Below are 19,797 nucleotides of genomic sequence, written 5' to 3'. Positions count from 1 at the left end.
TTAATGAAGTCTGGCGGCGCGCGTCTCTGGCGCGGCAACTGGACGGATGGGTTTGGTGACGTGGTCGTCGAACCGGTGAGTAAAGTTGAAGACGTCGACCGCGCAGACATCTATGCAGCGGCCGCAATTGGTACAGTCGGGCGACAGGATCAGCGGGCTGGATCCCGGTTTGCCCTTGAGAGCGGGCGAGATCACCTGATTTTCGGGGCAGACCGCATAGCAATCCATGCAATCGTCACAGGCAACGCGGTTGTGGGCGCTGACCCGCAGCAGGCTTTTGGTTCCGATCAGGCCGTAGAACGCACCAACCGGACACAGGTGCCCACACCAGCCATGGCGCGAAACGAAAAGGTCAAAGACGAAGATGGCCGCAACCATGGCCCAGACAAAGCCCATGCCAAAGATCAATCCGCGATGCAGCATGGTGATCGGGTTCACCAGTTCCCACGCAATCACACCGCCCAGCCCCGAGACGATCAGGACCGTGGCCAGCACCCACAGGCGGGTTCCGCGTTTGGGTTGCCAGCCTTTGGGCAGGTCCAGCTTGCGGTGCAGCCAGTTGGCCGCGTCGGTCACAGGGTTGATGGGACACACCCAGGAACAATAGACCCTGCCTCCGATCAGCGCATAGGCGACCAGCACGATTACCCCGCCGATCAGGGCCGTCAATTCGGGCCAATGGCCTGCAATCAGGCTCTGCATCAGAACAAACGGGTCGGTCAGCGGCAAGACGCCAAGGGTCAGCGACCCGGCCAACGTGCCCTGAACGATCCAGATGCCGAACCATGGCCCCAGAAGGAACAGCGCCAGAAACAACAGCTGGCTGCTACGGCGCAACAGCAGGAACTTATGTGCGCCGATCCAGCCCTTGGCCTCGATGGCCTCACGCCCGACAGGCATATGGGTGCGCGCGCTCATTGCCCTGCCCCCGGCAGAGCGTATCCGGGCTCGAACCCGCCGGGTGTAGCCAGATTGTCGATCCCCGGTCCCGGCAGGCGATCGGGCAGATCGATCAGACCCTCGACCAAGGGGGCGCCCCTGGCCTCTTTCTCTTCCCAGCCTTTGCGGTAGTGATCCGCGCTGCTGCCGCGCGCCAGTCGGGTGGGCAGGACCTTGATCGCCGCATCGGGAAGAACGCAGCTTTTCTCACACACACCGCAGCCGGTGCAGCGGTCAGCGTGAACCGTTGGAATGAACAGCGCATGGTGGCCCGAGCGGGTGTTATGCGCGGTTTCCAGTGTGATCGCCTCGTCAATGACGGGGCAGACCCTATAGCAGACATCGCAGCGCAGGCCGAGGAAGTTCAGGCAGTTCTCCTGATCGACCAGCACCGCAACGCCCATTTCGGCGTCGTCGATGTTTTGCAGACCCGGATCCAGCGCCCCTGTCGGACAGGCCGCGACGCACGGAATGTCGTCGCACATTTCACAGGGCACATCACGGGCAGTGAAATAGGGTGTGCCCGTTGCCGCAGCATCAGATCCTAACTCAGCCAGTTTCAACGTATCGTAAGGACAATCCCGCACGCAGAGCCCACAGCGAATGCAGGCCGACAGAAACTCCTTTTCCGGCAGCGCACCGGGCGGGCGCAATGCCTCGGCCGGCAGGGCACGGGCATCGCGGGCCAGCCACGCCAGCCCGAGCCCGGCGACTGCGCAGCCGCCCGCCGCCCGCGCCGAGTCCTGCAGGAACCGGCGCCGCTGCGGCGAAAGGGGTGTGTCGACAAGGGGATACATGGGGACGACCTTTGCGATCCTTGCCGGTTACGCGCGCTCGACCTTACAGGCGCATTTCTTGAAGTCGGTCTCTTTCGACAGCGGGCAGGTCGCGTCCAGCGTCAGCTTGTTGGTCAACTGATGCTCGTCAAACCAGGGCATGAAGACCAGACCACGCGGCACCTTGTTGCGGCCACGGGTCTCGACCCGGCTTGTGACCTCGCCACGGCGAGTGGACAGCACGATTTCCTGCCCGCGCCGCAGACCACGATCCCGCGCGTCTTCGGGGTGCATGTAGACGACCGCATTCGGATAGGCGCGGTGCAGTTCCGGCACACGGCGGGTCATCGAACCCGAGTGCCAGTGCTCCAGAACCCGACCGGTGGACAGCCACAGATCATATTCTTCATCCGGCACCTCTGCAGCGGGTTCGAACGGCGCAAAGATGATCTTGGCCTTGCCATCCTTGTGACCATAGAATTCGACGCCCGCACCTTCGGACACATAAGGGTCATAGCCTTCGCGGAAGCGATACAGCGTTTCCTTGCCGTCCACGACCGGCCAGCGCATGCCGCGCGCCTGATGGTACATCTCGAACGGGGCCAGATCGTGCGCATGTCCGCGCCCAAACTCGGCATATTCTTCGAACAGACCTTTCTGAACGTAGAACCCGAAATGTTCCGCATCGTCATTGTCGAAACCTTCGGCGGTTTCGGACAGCGGGAACTTATCGACCTGTCCGTTTGCGTAAAGCACGTCGAACATGGTCTTGCCGCGATGTTCAGGCATCTTGGCCAGCAGTTCCTCGCCCCAGACCTCTTCGACGGTGAAGCGTTTGGAGAATTCCATCAACTGCCACAGGTCCGATTTCGCCTCACCCGGCGCTTTCACCTGCTGCCGCCAGAACTGGGTGCGGCGTTCGGCGTTGCCATAGGCACCTTCCTTTTCAACCCACATGGCGGTGGGCAGGATCAGGTCGGCGGATACGGCAGTGACCGTCGGATAGGGATCGGACACGGTGATGAAGTTTTCCGGGTTGCGGTAACCGGGATAACCTTCCTCGTTGATATTCGGCGCGGCCTGCATGTTGTTGTTGCACTGCACCCAATAGGCGTTCAGGTCGCCATCCTTGAGTTTGCGGTGCTGCAGAACCGCGTGGAAACCGGGCTTGGGCGGAATGGTTCCTTCAGGGATATTCCACGCGGTTTCACAGATTTTCCGGTGCTCATCATTTGCCACCACCATGTCAGCGGGCAGACGGTGGGCAAAGGTACCAACCTCGCGCGCTGTCCCGCATGCCGAGGGCTGACCTGTCAGCGAGAAGGGCGAGTTGCCGGGTTCCGAAATCTTACCCACCAGCAGGTGGACGTTATACATCAGCGAGTTCACCCAGGACCCGCGGGTATGCTGGTTGAAGCCCATGGTCCAAAGGCTCATGACCTTGCGGTTCGGGTCGGCATATTGCTTGGCCAGTTTCTCCAGCTTGTCGGCCGGAACGCCGGACAGTTCGGCGGTGTATTCCAGCGTGTAAGGCTCGACTGCCTTGGCATATTCCTCAAAGCTGATCGGCTCGAGCTTGCCCGAGTTCGGGTTCTCAGCCTCTTGCTGTAGCGGGTTGTTGTCGCGCAGGCCGTAACCGATATCGGTTGCGGTCTTGGTGATGTTGACGTGGTTCTTGACGAACTCTTCGTTCACTGCGCCGGTCTGGATGATGTAGTTGGCGATATAGTTCAGGATCGCCAGATCGGTCTGCGGTTCGAACACGATGCCATTGTCGGCCAGCTCGAACGAGCGATGTTCGAAGGTCGACAGCACATGCACTTCGCAGCCCGGCTTGGTCAGGCGCGTGTCGGTCAGGCGCGACCACAGGATCGGGTGCATCTCGGCCATGTTCGAGCCCCACAGAACAAACGTATCCGCGTGTTCGAGGTCGTCATAGCAGCCCATCGGCTCGTCAATGCCGAAGGTGCGCATGAAGCCCACCACGGCCGAGGCCATACAGTGCCGCGCATTGGGGTCGATATTGTTCGACCGGAAGCCAGCTTTCATCAGTTTCGAAGCGGCATAGCCTTCCCAAACCGTCCACTGTCCCGAGCCGAACATGCCCACGCTGGTCGGGCCTTTCTTGGCCAGGGCCTCTTTCCACTTGGCGGCCATCACGTCAAAAGCTTCGTCCCAGCTGACCGGCTCGAACTCGCCATTCTTGTCGTATTCGCCATTGGTCTTGCGCAGCAGCGGCGTGGTCAGGCGGTCCTGACCGTACATGATCTTGGACAGGAAATAGCCCTTGATGCAGTTCAGGCCCCGGTTGACCGGTGCGTCCGGGTCGCCCTGGGTTGCGACCACGCGGCCATCCTTGGTGCCCACCAGAACCGAGCAGCCGGTGCCGCAGAACCGGCAGGCTGCCTTGTCCCAGCGGATGTCGGGCGCATCGGCCTGTGCATTCGCCTGACCGGCAGCCATCGGGATACCGGCGGCCGAAGCGGTGGCGGCAGCAGCAGATGCCTTGAGGAATGTACGACGGGATTCAGAAACAGTCATTGGACGAGCCTCCTGCTGGTCGGTTGGCTTGGGGCATTGGGTTGGGGCGGGGATTCCGCCAGATCTTCGAAATGGTGATAGGTCAGCGTCAGTGAAATCACGCCGGGGATCTGATGCAGATCCATGATCGTCTCGGATGCCAATCGGTCGGACGTATCTTCGACGACAACAACGAAACGGCCATCTTCGGCTTCGGCATGAACCTCGACGCCATCGGTTTCGGTCATGGTTGCACGGGCTGATGCGGTTCGATCCGCAGCCACGTGAACAAGGCAACCGCAAATGTTCATTGGATGACCTCTGGTTTGGGTGTTTGAGGGCGTTCAAGCGCGACCGCGCCAACCGGGCAGGCCGAGGCGCAGGCGGCGCAGCCGATGCAACTGTCCTGATCCAGAACGGGTTCCGCACGCCCGCCCAGTTGCAACTGGAAACGGATCGCACGCGCATCGCAACTGTCCTGACACACACGGCAACTGATGCCCTTCATCGACAGGCACGTGGTCGCCTGTACGGCGGCGCGCCATGGCCAGTCAGGCACGCGATCAACCTGCAGCGCATCGGTTTCGCAGACCTCAGCGCAGCCTGCACAAAAGGTACAGGCACCGGCATTCAGTTCAAGGATCGGGTATCCATCGGCGTCCTTTGACAAAATCCCTTCGGGGCAAGCGGTTATGCAATCCCCGCATGCGGAACAGGCATCCACAAAACCAGATTCCACCGCACCCGGAGGACGAATCGCGTCCTTATCCTCGCGAAGTGCGCGTGCGCTGAGAAACGCGCGTCTTGTGGTCATCTGGCTCATGTGCTGGCGACCGTGTCCTGGACAATGTCAAACGTATCAGCCGTGCTAACAGTTTTCAAACTTACCGAATTTGACGCAGGTCAATTTTCACGCGGCAAAACAAATAATCTCATTAAGAATCATGTTTTGGCGCTGGACGACCGGATTACCCCGGCGGCCTCGTCCGCCAGCATCGGCCAGGCGGTGGTTTCGGACTGGTACAAAAAGACCTCGCGCGTTTCCGGCAGATCAACGATTTTTCGGAACTTTAGATCGGATGAGACAAGCCGAGTCGCGGCCTGAGGCAACAGCGTGCCCCAGCTGCCGGTGCTGACCATGGCCAGCAGGGAATGGGTGTTGTGAACGGTGACATCGATTCTGGCCAGATGGTCCTGAATGCGCCGCGACTGTATCTGATCGCACAGCGCATTGCGCAGAAACGGGCTGCGAAACACGTCACTGATGGTGATCGGTCCAGAGACCGAGGCCAGCGGGTGATGATCCGACATCACCAACCCGAACGGGTCCTGAAACAGCGGCGCAACTTTGGTGCCTTTCACCGGCCTTCTGGACGAGGCGATCCCGATATCCGCCCAGCCCTGCCCGATGGCGTCCAGAACCTGCTCGGTATCGGTGTCCCGCAGCTCGATCTTCACCCCCGGATGGTGGTCGGTGAAATGACGCACGAGGGGCGGAAAGACCAATGCCGCCATCGACGGTACTGCCGCAATCCGCAGCAGGCCTTGCGGCGCGCGGGTCAGCATGTCGATGGTTTCCAGCGTCGAATCGAACTGACGCAACTGGCTTTGGCCCAGTTGAAGCACATGGGCACCCAAATCCGTCAGGCGGTTTTTGCGCTCTCCGACAAACAAGGGGCGGCCCAGATGCGCCTCAAGCTGTTTCAGCGTCATGGAAACCGCAGATTGCGTACGGCCCAGCCGGTCTGCCGCATCCGCCAGATTGCCCGTTTCCGCCACCGTGCAGAAGCATCGCAACATCTCGATCTTGATCGCCATATTTCAATTTTCCTGAAGTTTTCTCAAGAAATTTGAGTTTGACTGATGTTTTGCCCCATGTCCATCATCCCGCAACCTTGCTCAAACCCTTCCCGAGGCTTTCCGTGACCCACAAGAACCTTATCGCTGGCGAATGGCTGGCGGGTGATACCGAGATTGAAAACCGCAACCCGTCGGATGTAACCGACCTGATCGGCCTGTACGCTCAGGCGACATCGGATCAGCTGGACGCCACCCTGACCCGCGCCTGCGCGGCTCAGGCCGAATGGGCGGCTTATGGGCTGGAGCGGAAACAGGCCGTGCTGAACGCCATCGGCACCGAAATGATGTCCCGCGCAGAAGAGCTGGGCACATTGCTGAGCCGTGAAGAAGGCAAACCGCTGGCCGAGGGCAAGGGCGAAGTCTATCGCGCCGGTCAGTTCTTCACCTACTACGCCGCCGAATGCCTGCGCCAGATCGGGGAAAACGCCGATTCCGTGCGCCCAGATATTGAGATTGACGTGCGCCGCGAGCCCGTAGGCACCGTTGCGATCATAAGCCCCTGGAACTTCCCGACCGCGACCGCCTCGTGGAAGATCGCGCCTGCGCTGTGCTATGGCAACGCGGTCGTATGGAAACCGGCGAATGTGACCCCGGCATCGGCGGTCGCGCTGACCGAGATCATCGCGCGGCAGGATATCCCCAAAGGTCTGTTCAGCCTGATCATGGGTTCGGGCGGCACGATTGGTCAGCGTCTGGTGGAAAGCCCGCTGATCGACGCGATTTCCTTCACCGGCTCGGTTCCCGTGGGCAAGGGGATCGCCGCCGCTGCAATCCAGAACCTGACCAAAGTGCAGATGGAGATGGGGTCCAAGAACGCGCTGGCGGTTATGGACGATGCCGATCTGGATCTGGCCGTCACGCTGGCACTGGGCGGGGCCTTTGGTGGCACAGGACAGAAATGCACTGCCTCATCCCGGCTGGTGGTCCACGCCAACATCCATGATGCATTTGTCGAGAAACTGGTCGCCGGTGCGCAGGCGATGAAGGTTGGCCACGCGCTGGAAGAGGGCGTACAGATGGGGCCCGTCGTCAGCCAGCAGCAGTTGAACGAAAATCTGGCCTATGTCGATCTGGGCAAATCCGAAGGGGCCGAGCTGGCCTGTGGCGGCGCAGGTCTGGATATGCCGCATGACGGGTTCTACATGAGCCCCGGCGTGTTCCTGAACACCACCAATGACATGGCGATAAACCGTGAAGAGATGTTCGCCCCCCTGACCAGCGTCATCAAGGTCGGCAGCTATGACGAGGCGCTGAGCGTCGTCAACGACACCAATTTCGGCCTGACCTCGGGCATCGTGACCCGCTCGCTGGCGCGGGCCACGCATTTCCGCCGCAATGCGCGCACCGGTGTGGTCACGGTGAACCTGCCGACAGCGGGCACCGACTATCACGTGCCGTTTGGCGGGCGCGGCGACAGTTCCTACGGACCGCGCGAACAAGGCAAGGCCGCGGCCGAGTTCTACACCACGGTCAAAACCGCCTACATAAGCGCAGGCCCCGTCTGATGCGGCCCACCCTCAGAATAGACGGGCTGCAATATGCCAACTGGTCGGAAAAGATTTTCCGGCAGCTTCGCGAAGGCGGGGTCGATGCGATCCACGTCACCATCGCCTACCATGAGAGCTTTCGCGAAACCGTCCTGAACTTCGAACGCTGGAACCGCTGGTTCGAGCAGTATCCGGATCTGATCATGAAGGGGCTGACCGCCGCAGATATCGACCGCGCCCGTGCAACCGGGCGCACGGCGGTGTTCTTCGGCTTCCAGAACCCCTCACCCATCGAAGACGATATTGGCCTGGTGGAAATCGTGCACACCTTGGGCGCGCGGTTCATGCAGCTGACCTATAACAACCAGTCCCTTCTGGCGACCGGCTGTTATGAGGCCGAAGACACCGGCCTTACCCGAATGGGCAAGCAGGTCGTGCGCGAAATGAACCGCGTGGGGCTGGTGATCGACATGAGCCATTCCGGGGATCGCTCGACCATCGAAGCCGCCGATCATTCCACCCGCCCCATCGCCATCACCCACGCCAACCCCCACGACTGGCATCCTGCTTTGCGCAACAAGCGCGACGATGTCATCCGTGCAGTGACAGAAAATGGCGGCATGTTCGGCTTTTCGATCTACCCTCATCACCTGAAGGGCGGCTCGGGCTGCTCGCTGCAGGAGTTCTGCGAGATGATCGCGCGCACGGCGGACAGGTTTGGCATCGAGCATTTGGGGATCGGCACGGATCTGTGTCAGGATCAGCCCGACAGCATTGTGGAATGGATGCGCGTGGGACGGTGGAGCAAAGAGATCGACTATGGCGAAGGCTCGGCCGCTGCGCCGGGGTTTCCGCCCATGCCAGACTGGTTCCGGGACAATCGCGACTTTGGCAACATCGAATCCGGCCTGCGCGCAACCGGCATGGATGACTCGGATGTCGCCGCCGTGATGGGCGGCAACTGGTATCGCTTCTTCGCTGAAAATTTCACGTCGCAGGTGCAACCAGATGGCTGAGCTGCGCCCACCCGAGAAGATCATGACTCTGGAACGGCTGGGGTCGCTGCATCAATGCCGGCTCAGCTTCATGCGGCAGCTGACCCGCCGGATGGCTCGGGAAAGCTGGGAATTCTCACGCCCGGTTTTTGAGATCGACGCACAGGGCGTGGGTCACGCCGTTTATACCGCGCAAGGGCCGGAGCGCGCCTATTCGCTGGTGGCATTCGCCCATGATCTGCCGGACCACATGCGCTCGGACCGGGTGATTGCGACCGCATGGGACACGACATTCACCCTGTTTGACGGCGTGCCCGAGCCCCATGACATCGAGCGCCTGTCGCAAAACGTGCCCCTGCAAGAAGCGGGCCGGGTCACTGAACGTGAGATTTCGGTCAGCCGCGCCAACCGCTCGGTCCGGTTGTGGGAACATGTGGTGGACTGCCTGTCCAATGGCCGCCAGCCGGATGCGAACCAGCTTGAGGCGGTCGGGTATCTGATGCGCACTACCGCTGTTTACGGCTCGGGCAAGCTGGGGGCCGCCGACCGCGAGGTGATTGCCAACCGGCCCGAGATGCAGTCGCCGTTTCAGGCCGAGATGCTGTCGGTCTACCTGACCCGCTGGTTCGTACGCGATCTGGTCGAGCATATGGCACAGGTGCGCGGCGGCGACAGGGCCGCGCGTTTGGACGAAGGTCTTGCGCGGCAGATCGGCATCGGCAATTCGACCGGGCTGGGCATGGCCCCCTATCTGGTCAACCATCCGGTTTTGCTGAACAATTGGATTGTGGCCCGCGAAACCGCCATTGCGCGGGTGCGCGACCTGCCCGCCTCGCCTGAACAGATCGACCTGTTTCGCGATCTGGTCAACAGGTGCGAACAGCTTGTGGCGACATGGCGATCTGAACACCCAATCCAGATCGTCAAGCTTCAGCACCTGACGGACGATCTGGCCGCGCTTGGGTCTTATTTGGAAGATACAGGGCTGTCGGGCGCGACGCCTTGGAATAATCTCATGATTTGGACGGACCAAACGCTCAGCGCTGAAGGGCAAGAGCTTGTCGCCTCCTTGATTCTGGAGCCGCATGGCGATCTGGTCGATGATCTGGCGACCACAATGTCCGATCACAGCGGGCCCTTTGTGCTGGATGGGTCCATGCCTGTGGCTGAGGTGTCCAACCTGTTGCGTCGGAATTTCGGCCCCTTGCTGGATCGGGACTGGACCGCGCCCGAGAACTGCGCAAGGGCGTGGTATATCTCGGAAGAGAAGCTGGAACCAAGGTTAGGCGAACGGTTCGAGGAACCGATAGAAGCCTACGAACAACCGCTGGCCCCGGCCCGTGATGCCACGGCAGCGTTGGCCGTGCTTGTAACAGCGGACCCGCACAGCCCGGTGGCAGACACCCTCGCCCACCACCCCGAACATCGCCAAAGCGTCCGGCGCGCCCAGATCACACGCTCAGCGCCCTATGGCGAGATCCGCTCGAACACGATCGGGGCCGACGTGGTGCCGATTGACATGCTGCGCGCCAAACTGTCCTTTTTTGGCGTAACCCGGTTTGATCCCCGCTCGGACCGGTGGGTGCGCGTGGTCATGTATGCCGGGGCCCCTTATCCGCCCGATCTGACGCCGGACAATGCCGACCTGTGGGTCTATCCCGAGCCGTCCGCATGACCCTGTCGTTGAATGAGGTGGAAACCATCGCCAAGCGGGCGACCCGTGGGGCGGGCCAACCCTGGGGGCTGGCGGACGAGGCGGCAAAGGCCTGCCGCTGGTTGTGCGCTCAGGGTCTGGACGGGGTCGGTGCTCTGACCACTGATCTGGAGACCGGGGCGCAAACACTGATCAAGGGCGTGTCCCTGTCGGATCGGGCGCGCGTTCTGACCACCGAAACCGTCACCATTCCCGCTGTCAGCACTCCGCTTATGATCCTGCCCTTTGCAGCCAACGCCGCCCGCCTGATCAAAGCGTGTGTCACTGTGAAATGCGGCGGCGTGGTGGCGGTGACAAATGGCAGGTCACTGGAGTTGGCGCAGGGATTTCCTGACCGGTCCGAGACCGTAACCATCGCAAGCGGCGGCGTTTTGACCACAGCCCGCGCCCATGCAACCCGCGCCGCGCCACTGCCGCGCGATTGGCAGGCACTGAACGCGCTGGCCCATCGAACCTATGCCCCGGCGACCGAGGAAAGCCGCGCGCGCGGCGCAGGTGCCGGGACAACTGACAATGACTGACCGAGTGAGTTGATGATGCAAACCAAGACCCTGACACTGGCCGAAATCGAAGATCTGGCCCTGCACGCATTGGTGGCCGCTGGAACGTCCGAGGCCAACGCCCGACCCCTGGCTGTTGCCACCGCCGCAACCGAAGCCGACGGCGTTGCCAGCCACGGGCTGGCCTATATCCCGATCTATTGCGAGCATGTGCAATGCGGCAAGGTGGATGGGCAGGCCACACCGGTTGTGGACCAGCCACGCCCGGGCGTGATCGCAGTTGACGCGGCCACCGGCTTTGCCCATTCGGCCATCGATGCGGGGTTCAAAAGGCTGATCCCTTTGGCCAAGGAACACGGGATTGCCGCGCTGGCCATCAAGAACAGCTATAATTGCGGGGTTCTGGGCTATCACACCTACCGGCTGGCACAGGCCGGGCTGCTGGGACTGGGCTTTACCAACGCGCCCGCGTCCATTGCGCCGTCGGGCGGGGCGAAGCCGGTGGTCGGGACCAACCCGTTCTCTGTCGCTGCACCCGGACCAGACGGCCAGCCTGCCTTGCTGATCGATCAATCCGCCAGCACAATCGCCAAATCCGAAGTGATGAAACACGCGCGCGAAGGCAAACCGATCCCCGTAGGTTGGGCGCTGGATAGCGAGGGAAATCCGACAACAGACCCTAATGTGGGGCTCAAAGGCTCGATGGCCCCGTCAGGCGGGTATAAAGGCGTCGGAGTTTCGCTGCTGACCGAAGTCCTGGCTGCCGCCATGACCGGCGCGACCCTGGGGATCGACGCGTCGCCTTTCTCGGGCACCGCAGGCGGCCCGCCCCGCACCGGCCAGATGTTTCTGGCCATCGATCCCGGCGCGACATCCGGTGGGGCGTTTGCCGACCGGATTGAGGCGCTTGTCCACGCCATTCGCGCGCAAGACGGCGCGCATCTGCCCGGCGATGGCCGTCAGGCGAAACGCCGCAACGCTGCCGAGCAGGGCGTCGCGGTAAATCAGGCGACCCTGGATCGGATCGAAGCGATCCTTGCCTGAACAAACGCGGCTGCCTGACCCTTGATTGTTATCGCGCGCAAAGATTATGTAAAGATAGCGCAAATCAAGACAGCTCTCCGGGTGCAGGCAGGGTAGAATGACCAAAATCAGGAATATGGAAGAATTCGCGGCCCTCAGCGGAATATCCCGGCCGACCGTTTCCAAATACTTCCATGATCCTGACAGCGTCCGCCCAACCACCCGCGCCCGCATCGAAGAAGCGCTGGAGAGGTTCGACTACCGCCCCAATATCTTCGCGATCAATCAGAACCGGAAACTGACCAAGAATATCGGCATCGTGGTCCCCTACCTTGCCGACCCGTTCTTTGCCGAGATCGCACGCTATCTGGAACAAAGCTGCATCGCCGCAGGCTATCGGCCTTCGCTGTTCAGCTCGCATGGTGAACAGAAACTTGAGGTCGAGATTCTGGACAGCCTGCGCTCGCTGAAACCGGCGGGTGTGTTGCTTGCGCCCTTGGGGCGCGACTCGGACCGGTCGGCGATTGAAAAGTTCTGCAAGAATGTGCCGACGGTCCTGTTCGACAGCAATATCGAGGGGCTGGGTGCGGCCTTTATCGGATCAGACAATTTCAGCTTTGTCTCGCAGACCGTGGAATACATGACCCGCACTGGCGAGCCGCCATCTTTCTTCGAGATGCGGACACCCGCAAACCCCAACGCCAACAAGCGGCGCAAAGCCTATGTCGAGGTGATGGAGCGCCTGGGGTTCGACCCCCATGTGATCAGGATCGACGGTGAAGGCTGGGCGTTTGAAGAGATCGGGCATCGGGGCGCGTTGAAAGTTCTGGAGGACGGCGCGCTGAAAACAAACTCGGTTCTGTGCAGCAATGACCGCCTGGCAATCGGGTTTCTTGCCGCCTGTTACGAGCAGGGGATTCGGGTTGGTCGCAAAGACGATTGCAGCTTGAGGGTCGCCTCGAACGACGATCATCCCTTTGCAAAATTCACCTGCCCGTCTTTGACCACGGCGGCGCATGACTATGACAATGTCGCGGGGCGCAGTGTCGAAACACTGTTCGAACTCATTGAAAGTGGGGGGAAATTTGACAGCCGGAGGGAAACCCTGTTCCCGGCCCGGCTTGTATTGCGGGAGTCTGCATGATCGCCAAACTTTAACGCGCGTAAAGTTTTTATTGACGCCGCGATAATTTACCGACTACCCTTCCTGCATGACATCCAAGCTCAGGGAGGACAGGGATGTATTTTAAGAACGCACTTCGTGCGGCGACTGCACTGACTTTCGTCGCCACGGCCGCGGCCCATGCGCAAACCATAACGATCGCCACCGTCAACAATGGCGACATGATCCGGATGCAGGGCTACACCGACAATTTCACCGAAGCGACCGGCATTGATGTGGAATGGGTGACGCTGGAAGAAAACGTGCTGCGTCAGCGCGTAACCACGGACATCACCACCAAGGGTGGCCAGTTCGACATCATGACAATCGGCATGTACGAAACGCCCATCTGGGGCGCAAATGGCTGGCTGGTGCCGCTGGATGGCATGTCCGATGACTACGATGTGGGCGACCTGCTGCCCGCCATGGCAGGCGGGCTGAGCAATGACGGCACGCTTTATGCCGCGCCGTTTTATGGCGAAAGCTCGATGATCATGTATCGCACCGACCTGATGGAGGCTGCCGGTCTGGAAATGCCCGAAGCGCCCACCTGGCAATTCATCCGCGAAGCTGCGGCGGCGATGACGGACCGGGACAATGACATCAACGGCATCTGCCTGCGCGGTAAGGCGGGCTGGGGTGAAGGCGGTGCCTTTATCACCGTAACCGGGAACTCATTCGGTGCGCGCTGGTTCGATGAAAACTGGAAGCCCCAGTTCGATCAGCCCGAGTGGAAAGAAGCACTGACATTCTTTGTCGATATGATGAATGAATCCGGTCCTGCGGGTTATGCCACCAACGGATTCAACGAAAACCTGTCACTGTTCCAGCAGGGCAAGTGCGGGATGTGGATCGACGCGACCGTTGCCGCATCATTCGTGACCAACCCCGACGATTCAACCGTGGCGGACAAGGTCGGCTTTGCGCTGGCACCAAATTCAGAAGGCGTTGATAAGCGCGCCAACTGGCTCTGGGCCTGGGCACTGGCCATTCCGGCTGGCACGCAGCAGGAAGACGCCGCGAAGCAGTTCATCGAATGGGCGACCTCGAAGGATTATATCGAGCTGGTGGCCGAGAACGAAGGCTGGGCCAATGTGCCTCCGGGTGCGCGGACCTCGCTTTATGAAAACGACAACTACAAGGACATCCCTTTCGCGCAGATGACGCTGAAGTCGATCCTTGCGGCGGATCCGCAGAACTGCTGCGCCCAGCCGACGCCCTATACCGGCATCCAGTTTGTCGCCATTCCTGAGTTTGCAGGCATCGCCACGCAGGTCAGCCAGGAATTCTCGGCGGTTTATGCCGGTCAGCAAACCGTGGACGAAGCCCTTGCCAAAGCGCAGGCCTTCACCACCGAAGAGATGGAAGCCGCAGGGTACTGAGGCCTCCCTCCCAGTGGGGGACAGGTGCCTGTCCCCCGCTCCCCACTTTCACAACTCGTGTTTTTCTCGCAGGCTAGCCCTATGCCTGAACAGAGAGGTCTTGCGCCATGGCAACCCAACATTCCCGATCCGTTGCCCGCCTGATGATGGCACCCGCAGTGGTCCTGCTGCTTGGCTGGATGCTCGTGCCTCTGACGATGACCCTGTATTTCTCCTTCAAGAAATACCTGCCCCTGCGCGGTGGTGATCTGGGTTGGGTCGGGTTCGACAACTACATCCGGTTCGTTTCCTCCAGTTCCTTCTGGCCTGCGGTTCAGGCGACGCTGTTGATTGTCGGCGGCGTGTTGGTGATCACGGTCATTCTGGGTGTGCTGCTGGCGATGCTGTTGGACCAGCCGATGTGGGGGCAAGGCGTTGTCCGCATTCTGGTGATCGCGCCCTTCTTTGTGATGCCCACCGTCTCCGCTTTGGTCTGGAAGAACATGTTCATGGATCCGGTGAACGGCCTGTTGGCGCATCTGTGGCGCTTTTTCGGGGCCGAGCCGATTTCATGGCTGTCCGAGGCTTCGATGACCTCGATCATCATGATCGTCTCATGGCAATGGCTGCCCTTTGCAACGCTGATCCTGCTGACCGCGATCCAGTCGCTGGACAGTGAGCAGCTGGAAGCGGCTGAAATGGACGGTGCGCCGGTGCTGAAACGCTTTTACCACATCGTCCTGCCGCATCTCAGCCGCGCGATCACCATCGTGATCCTGATCCAGACGATCTTTCTGCTGTCGATCTTCGCCGAGATTTTCGTGACCACCGGCGGCGCGTTCGGCACCCGCACACTCACCTACCTGATTTTCCAGCGCGTGCTGGAAAGCCAGAACGTTGGCCTCGGATCAGCCGGAGGTGTCTACGCCATCATCCTTGCCAATATCGTTGCCATCTTCCTGATGCGTATCGTCGGCAAAAACCTGGACGCGTGAGGAGGTAAGACCATGGCCCGCGCTGTCACACCCCGTCGTAAAACGCTGAACACCGCCCTCGCCTGGGCTGTTGGGCTGCTGATCTTTTTCCCGATCCTGTGGACCATTCTGACCAGCTTCAAGACCGAGGCGCAGGCGATTGCCAGCCCGCCCTTGTTCCTGAACTTCAACTGGACGCTGGAGAACTATGCCATCGTGCAGGAACGCTCGGACTATATGCGGTTCCTGTGGAACTCGGTCATCATCGCGGGGGGTTCAACCATTCTGGGCGTGATCATTGCGGTGCCCGCCGCGTGGGCGATGGCCTTTGTGCCCTCGAAGCGCACCAAGGACATCCTGCTTTGGATGCTGTCCACCAAGATGCTGCCTGCGGTCGGCGTTCTGTATCCGATCTACCTGCTGTTCATCCGGCTGGGTCTTCTGGATACTCGCGGAGGGCTGGTCGTTGTCCTGATGCTGATCAACCTGCCGATCATCGTCTGGATGCTGTACACCTATTTCCGCGAAATTCCGGGTGAGATTCTGGAAGCCGCGCGGATGGACGGGGCAACTTTGAAAGAGGAAATCCTCTATGTGCTGACGCCCATGGCCATTCCCGGCATCGCATCGACCGTGTTGCTGAACTTCATCCTGGCTTGGAACGAGGCGTTCTGGACCCTCAACCTGACAGCCGTCGATGCCGCGCCTCTGACCGCCTTCATCGCCAGCTATTCCAGCCCCGAGGGTCTGTTCTTTGCCAAGCTCAGCGCGGCCTCGACCATGGCGATTGCACCAATCCTGATCCTTGGCTGGTTCAGCCAGAAACAACTTGTCCGCGGCCTGACTTTCGGCGCTGTGAAATAAGGAAGACGACGTATGGGACGTATCCAACTCAAGTCCGTGACCAAAAGCTTCGGCGACGTTCAGGTCATTCCCCCGCTGGACCTGACCATCGAGGATGGCGAGTTCACCGTCTTCGTCGGCCCCTCGGGCTGCGGTAAGTCTACCCTCCTGCGTCTGATCGCGGGGCTCGAAGATATCACGTCAGGTTCGATCGACATTGACGGTTCGGATGCAACGGACGTGCCACCTGCCAAACGCGGGCTGGCGATGGTTTTCCAATCCTATGCTCTGTATCCGCATATGACCGTGCGCAAGAACATCGCGTTCCCGTTGCGCATGGCCAAGCTGGATCAGGCCGAGATCGACAAGCGCGTCGAAGGCGCGGCGGGCGTTCTGAACCTGACCGACTATCTGGACCGCCGCCCCGGGCAGTTGTCCGGCGGTCAGCGCCAGCGGGTCGCGATCGGTCGAGCGATTGTGCGGGAACCGGCGGCGTTCCTGTTCGACGAACCGCTGTCGAACCTCGACGCAGCGTTGCGTGTGGGAATGCGGCTTGAGATCAGTGAGTTACACGAACGCCTTGCGACCACGATGATCTACGTAACCCATGATCAGGTCGAAGCTATGACCATGGCGGACAAGATCGTCGTGCTGCAAGCAGGCGTTATCGAGCAGGTCGGCTCTCCACTGGAACTGTACCGCACACCGCGCAACCTGTTCGTGGCAGGCTTCATCGGCTCGCCGAAGATGAACTTCATCGAAGGGGACGAGGCCACAAAACACGGCGCGCAGACAATCGGCATTCGTCCGGAACACATCGCAGTGTCCGATACCGAAGGCACATGGTCCGGCGTTGTCGGCGTGTCGGAACATCTCGGGTCCGACACGTTCTTCCACATCCACGAAACCGGTCTGGCCGAAACCATCACCGTCCGCGCGGATGGCGAGGTCGGGTTCCGCCACGGGGATCGCATCCACCTGACCCCACGCGCCGACGTCATTCACCGGTTTGATCAACAGGGGCTGCGGATCGAATGACGCGCCTGAAGGGCAAAACCGCGCTGATTACAGGGGCCGCCCGCGGGATCGGGCTGGCCTTTGCCCAGGCCTATGTGGCCGAGGGCGCGCAGGTTGCCATTGCCGATATCGATATTGCCCGCGCCAAAGATGCGGCCGCACAGATTGGATCAGCGGCCTTGGCGGTGGAAATGGATGTCACTGATCAGGCCAGTATTGAGACCGCAATTGACCAAACCGCCGACCGGTTCGGCACCATCGACATTCTCATCAACAACGCAGCCATTTTTACCGCCGCGCCAATCACCGAGATTGATCGCGCCGACTACCAGCGCGTCTTTGACATCAACGTGGCGGGCACCCTGTTCACGTTGCAGGCGGTGGCGCGGCACATGATCAAAAACGACGTCAAAGGTCGGATCATCAATATGGCCTCGCAAGCCGGACGGCGCGGGGAACCTCTGGTCGCCGTCTATTGCGCCAGCAAGGCTGCGGTGATCTCGCTGACTCAATCCGCAGGGCTGAACCTGATCCAGCACGGGATCAACGTAAACGCCATCGCCCCCGGGGTTGTGGACGGTGAACATTGGGACGGTGTCGATGCCTTCTTCGCCAGATACGAAGGCAAAGCGCCCGGCCAGAAAAAGCGCGAGGTTGCGGCGGCGGTCCCCTATGGCCGCATGGGCCACGCCGGGGATCTGACTGGTATGGCCGTCTTTCTGGCCTCGGACGAGGCCGAATACATCGTGGCCCAAACCTATAACGTCGATGGCGGAAACTGGATGAGCTGATGGACCCGCGCTCGGAAACACATATGCCGATCAAACTGCGCCGATCTGCCTTGGCGGATCTGCCGGCAGAGGTCAAAACACCTCGGTACAGGCCCGAAGACCTAACACCGGGCATTGTGCATATCGGTTTGGGCAATTTCCACCGGGCCCATCAGGCCTGGTACATCCATCAACTGATGCAAATGGGCCGAGCGAATGACTGGGCGATCATCGGCGCGGGCGTTCGACCCTATGACGCCGAGATGCGTGAAAAGCTGATGGCCCAGGATTGCCTGACAACCCTGATCGAGCTCGACCCTTCGGGAATCTCGGCCGAGGTCATCGCCCCGATGATCGACTATGTGCCTATTGAAAAGGGGAACCGTGCCCTGATCCGACAGATGTCGGATCCGGCGATCCGCATCGTATCGTTGACGGTGACGGAAGGCGGTTACTATCAAGACCCTAACACAGGCGATTTTGACACAACACATGACGATATCCAACATGACACGCAAAACCCAAACCAACCCCGGACGGTGTTCGGAGCGCTGGTCGCGGCCCTGAAACACCGCCGGGACGCCGGGACGCGCCCGTTCACCGCGCTGAGTTGCGACAACCTCAAGGGCAATGGCGCAATACTCAGGTCCTGCGTCATTGGGCTGGCCCAATTGTCGGACCCGGATCTTGCCGATTGGATCGACCAACAGGGCGCTTTTCCGGATTCGATGGTGGATTGCATCGTCCCGGTCACCCGGGATCAGGTCATTTCAATGTGTCACGATCTGGGGGTCGATGACAAAGCCCCGGTCACCCACGAACGGTTTCGCCAATGGGTCATTGAGGACGCGTTTTGTGCAGGCCGACCACCATTGGAAGAGGTCGGTGTTACCATAACAAACGACGTTCATACCTATGAGGCCATGAAGCTCAGAATCCTGAATGGTGGCCACCAATTGCTTGCCAATGTCGGAGAGATATTAAGCGTTCCGACAATTGCAGATTGCATGAAAGATCCTGATCTTGCCGGTTTTTTCCGGAAAGTCCAGTCAGAGTGCATTGTGCCCCATGTCAAACCGGTCCCCGGCCTCACCCCCACTGAATACCTGACTCTGATCGGGCGCCGCTTTGCAAACCCAACCATCCAGGACACAACGCGCCGCGTTGCCTTTGACGGATCCTCTCGCCACCCCGAGTTCCTGTTGCCGTCCCTTCTGGACGCGCTTGGGGAAGGTGCGTCAATTTCGGGTTTGGCCCTTGCCGAAGCATTCTGGTGCCGAATGTGCGCGGGCACTCGGGAAAACGGAACCCAAATTCAAGCCAACGACCCCCTGTGGGACGAATTGCAACGGGCGGCAATTGCCGCCAAAGACGACCCAAAGGCGTGGATTGTTAAAACCGGTTTGTACGGTCAGGTCGGATTGAACGAACGTTTCGCTCAGGAATTTTCAGATTGGCTTTCCGAGATTTGGCAGAACGGAGCCCGGGCCACATTGAAACGGTACCTTTGACATTTTCTGGAAACCCAAGAAAATCACTTTGGGCCAAGAACGATACATCTATCGGATATTGCCCTTCGCTCAAACGCGTTGGGTACCCAATCGCCATCACCGGCCGCCGCCAAAGGTTTGACACTGTGAACCTTTGGTTAAACAGGTCGATGGGCTGTCTTTTTGAATCGGTTGGGTTTGTTCGGCTGGTTTCGGACGTAGGATTTGAACCTCTGACCTTCAGGTTATGAGCCTGACGAGGTGAAGACGTTAAGCAATTGATCCAGTGGATCAATAGTAGTCTGAACGGGCTGGGTTGGGGTTTTCTGACACTGGTTGCGGGAGCAGGATTTGAACCTGCGACCT

18 protein-coding genes are annotated in these 19,797 nt (G+C 60.3%); 12 read left to right on the top strand and 6 right to left on the bottom strand.

What is annotated here, in order from left to right:
* From napH to ACR0MO_RS18225, 6 genes are all read right to left on the bottom strand, one after another.
* Window positions 1-918, bottom strand: a complete 918-nt coding sequence (gene napH / locus ACR0MO_RS18250) for a quinol dehydrogenase ferredoxin subunit NapH (RefSeq protein ID WP_170455938.1) — start codon at window positions 916-918, stop codon at window positions 1-3.
* The gene (napG, locus tag ACR0MO_RS18245) at window positions 915-1,736 is read right to left on the bottom strand and encodes a ferredoxin-type protein NapG (protein ID WP_170455940.1); all 822 of its coding nucleotides are present in this window, start codon (window positions 1,734-1,736) and stop codon (window positions 915-917) included. The genes napH and napG overlap by 4 nt, the downstream gene beginning before the upstream one ends.
* Window positions 1,737-1,763: 27 nt before the next feature.
* Window positions 1,764-4,256, bottom strand: a complete 2,493-nt coding sequence (gene napA, locus ACR0MO_RS18240; protein WP_170524143.1) for a nitrate reductase catalytic subunit NapA — start codon at window positions 4,254-4,256, stop codon at window positions 1,764-1,766.
* Window positions 4,253-4,546, bottom strand: coding sequence for a chaperone NapD (locus ACR0MO_RS18235; protein WP_170455944.1), 294 nt, complete (start codon window positions 4,544-4,546; stop codon window positions 4,253-4,255). Before ACR0MO_RS18235 ends, napA begins: the two co-directional genes overlap by 4 nt.
* Window positions 4,543-5,058, bottom strand: coding sequence for a ferredoxin-type protein NapF (gene napF / locus ACR0MO_RS18230; RefSeq protein WP_170455946.1), 516 nt, complete (start codon window positions 5,056-5,058; stop codon window positions 4,543-4,545). The genes ACR0MO_RS18235 and napF overlap by 4 nt, the downstream gene beginning before the upstream one ends.
* Before the next feature lie 119 nt (window positions 5,059-5,177).
* Window positions 5,178-6,053 carry a LysR family transcriptional regulator gene (locus ACR0MO_RS18225; RefSeq protein WP_170634592.1) on the bottom strand — a complete coding sequence of 292 codons (876 nt, stop codon included), beginning with the start codon at window positions 6,051-6,053 and terminating at the stop codon, window positions 5,178-5,180.
* A gap of 104 nt (window positions 6,054-6,157) precedes the next feature.
* Between ACR0MO_RS18225 and ACR0MO_RS18220 the strand changes: the two genes are divergently transcribed.
* From ACR0MO_RS18220 to ACR0MO_RS18165, 12 genes are all read left to right on the top strand, one after another.
* The gene (locus ACR0MO_RS18220; RefSeq protein ID WP_170624796.1) at window positions 6,158-7,600 is read left to right on the top strand and encodes an aldehyde dehydrogenase family protein; all 1,443 of its coding nucleotides are present in this window, start codon (window positions 6,158-6,160) and stop codon (window positions 7,598-7,600) included.
* On the top strand, window positions 7,600-8,598 hold the full coding sequence (locus ACR0MO_RS18215) for a membrane dipeptidase (RefSeq protein WP_170624797.1): 999 nt from the start codon (window positions 7,600-7,602) through the stop codon (window positions 8,596-8,598). The genes ACR0MO_RS18220 and ACR0MO_RS18215 overlap by 1 nt, the downstream gene beginning before the upstream one ends.
* Window positions 8,591-10,252 (top strand): hypothetical protein, encoded by a 1,662-nt coding sequence (locus ACR0MO_RS18210; RefSeq protein ID WP_170624798.1) that lies wholly within the window; start codon window positions 8,591-8,593, stop codon window positions 10,250-10,252. Before ACR0MO_RS18215 ends, ACR0MO_RS18210 begins: the two co-directional genes overlap by 8 nt.
* Window positions 10,249-10,812: a DUF3726 domain-containing protein gene (locus ACR0MO_RS18205; protein ID WP_170624799.1), complete on the top strand. Its 564-nt coding sequence runs from the start codon at window positions 10,249-10,251 to the stop codon at window positions 10,810-10,812. Before ACR0MO_RS18210 ends, ACR0MO_RS18205 begins: the two co-directional genes overlap by 4 nt.
* A 12-nt stretch (window positions 10,813-10,824) precedes the next feature.
* A complete protein-coding gene (locus ACR0MO_RS18200; protein WP_170624800.1) occupies window positions 10,825-11,835 on the top strand; it encodes an Ldh family oxidoreductase in 1,011 nt (336 codons plus the stop codon).
* Window positions 11,836-11,932: 97 nt separating this feature from the next.
* The gene (locus tag ACR0MO_RS18195) at window positions 11,933-12,958 is read left to right on the top strand and encodes a LacI family DNA-binding transcriptional regulator (protein WP_170455962.1); all 1,026 of its coding nucleotides are present in this window, start codon (window positions 11,933-11,935) and stop codon (window positions 12,956-12,958) included.
* A gap of 95 nt (window positions 12,959-13,053) precedes the next feature.
* A complete protein-coding gene (locus ACR0MO_RS18190) occupies window positions 13,054-14,358 on the top strand; it encodes an ABC transporter substrate-binding protein (protein WP_170455965.1) in 1,305 nt (434 codons plus the stop codon).
* Window positions 14,359-14,465: 107 nt separating this feature from the next.
* Entirely contained in the window at window positions 14,466-15,332 is an 867-nt protein-coding gene (locus ACR0MO_RS18185) for a carbohydrate ABC transporter permease (protein WP_170455967.1), read from the top strand.
* A 12-nt stretch (window positions 15,333-15,344) separates the two neighbouring features.
* Window positions 15,345-16,175, top strand: a complete 831-nt coding sequence (locus ACR0MO_RS18180; protein ID WP_170455969.1) for a carbohydrate ABC transporter permease — start codon at window positions 15,345-15,347, stop codon at window positions 16,173-16,175.
* Window positions 16,176-16,187: 12 nt separating this feature from the next.
* On the top strand, window positions 16,188-17,192 hold the full coding sequence (locus ACR0MO_RS18175) for an ABC transporter ATP-binding protein (RefSeq protein ID WP_170634606.1): 1,005 nt from the start codon (window positions 16,188-16,190) through the stop codon (window positions 17,190-17,192).
* The gene (locus tag ACR0MO_RS18170; RefSeq protein WP_480585804.1) at window positions 17,189-17,962 is read left to right on the top strand and encodes an L-iditol 2-dehydrogenase; all 774 of its coding nucleotides are present in this window, start codon (window positions 17,189-17,191) and stop codon (window positions 17,960-17,962) included. The genes ACR0MO_RS18175 and ACR0MO_RS18170 overlap by 4 nt, the downstream gene beginning before the upstream one ends.
* A complete protein-coding gene (locus ACR0MO_RS18165; RefSeq protein ID WP_480892642.1) occupies window positions 17,962-19,452 on the top strand; it encodes a mannitol dehydrogenase family protein in 1,491 nt (496 codons plus the stop codon). The genes ACR0MO_RS18170 and ACR0MO_RS18165 overlap by 1 nt, the downstream gene beginning before the upstream one ends.
* Window positions 19,453-19,797 lie beyond the last annotated feature (345 nt).

The sequence above is a fragment of the Ruegeria sp. K5 genome (genome assembly GCF_056531805.1).
Note: the sequence above shows the minus strand (reverse complement) of the source record. Positions and strands in the feature narration are given on the sequence as shown.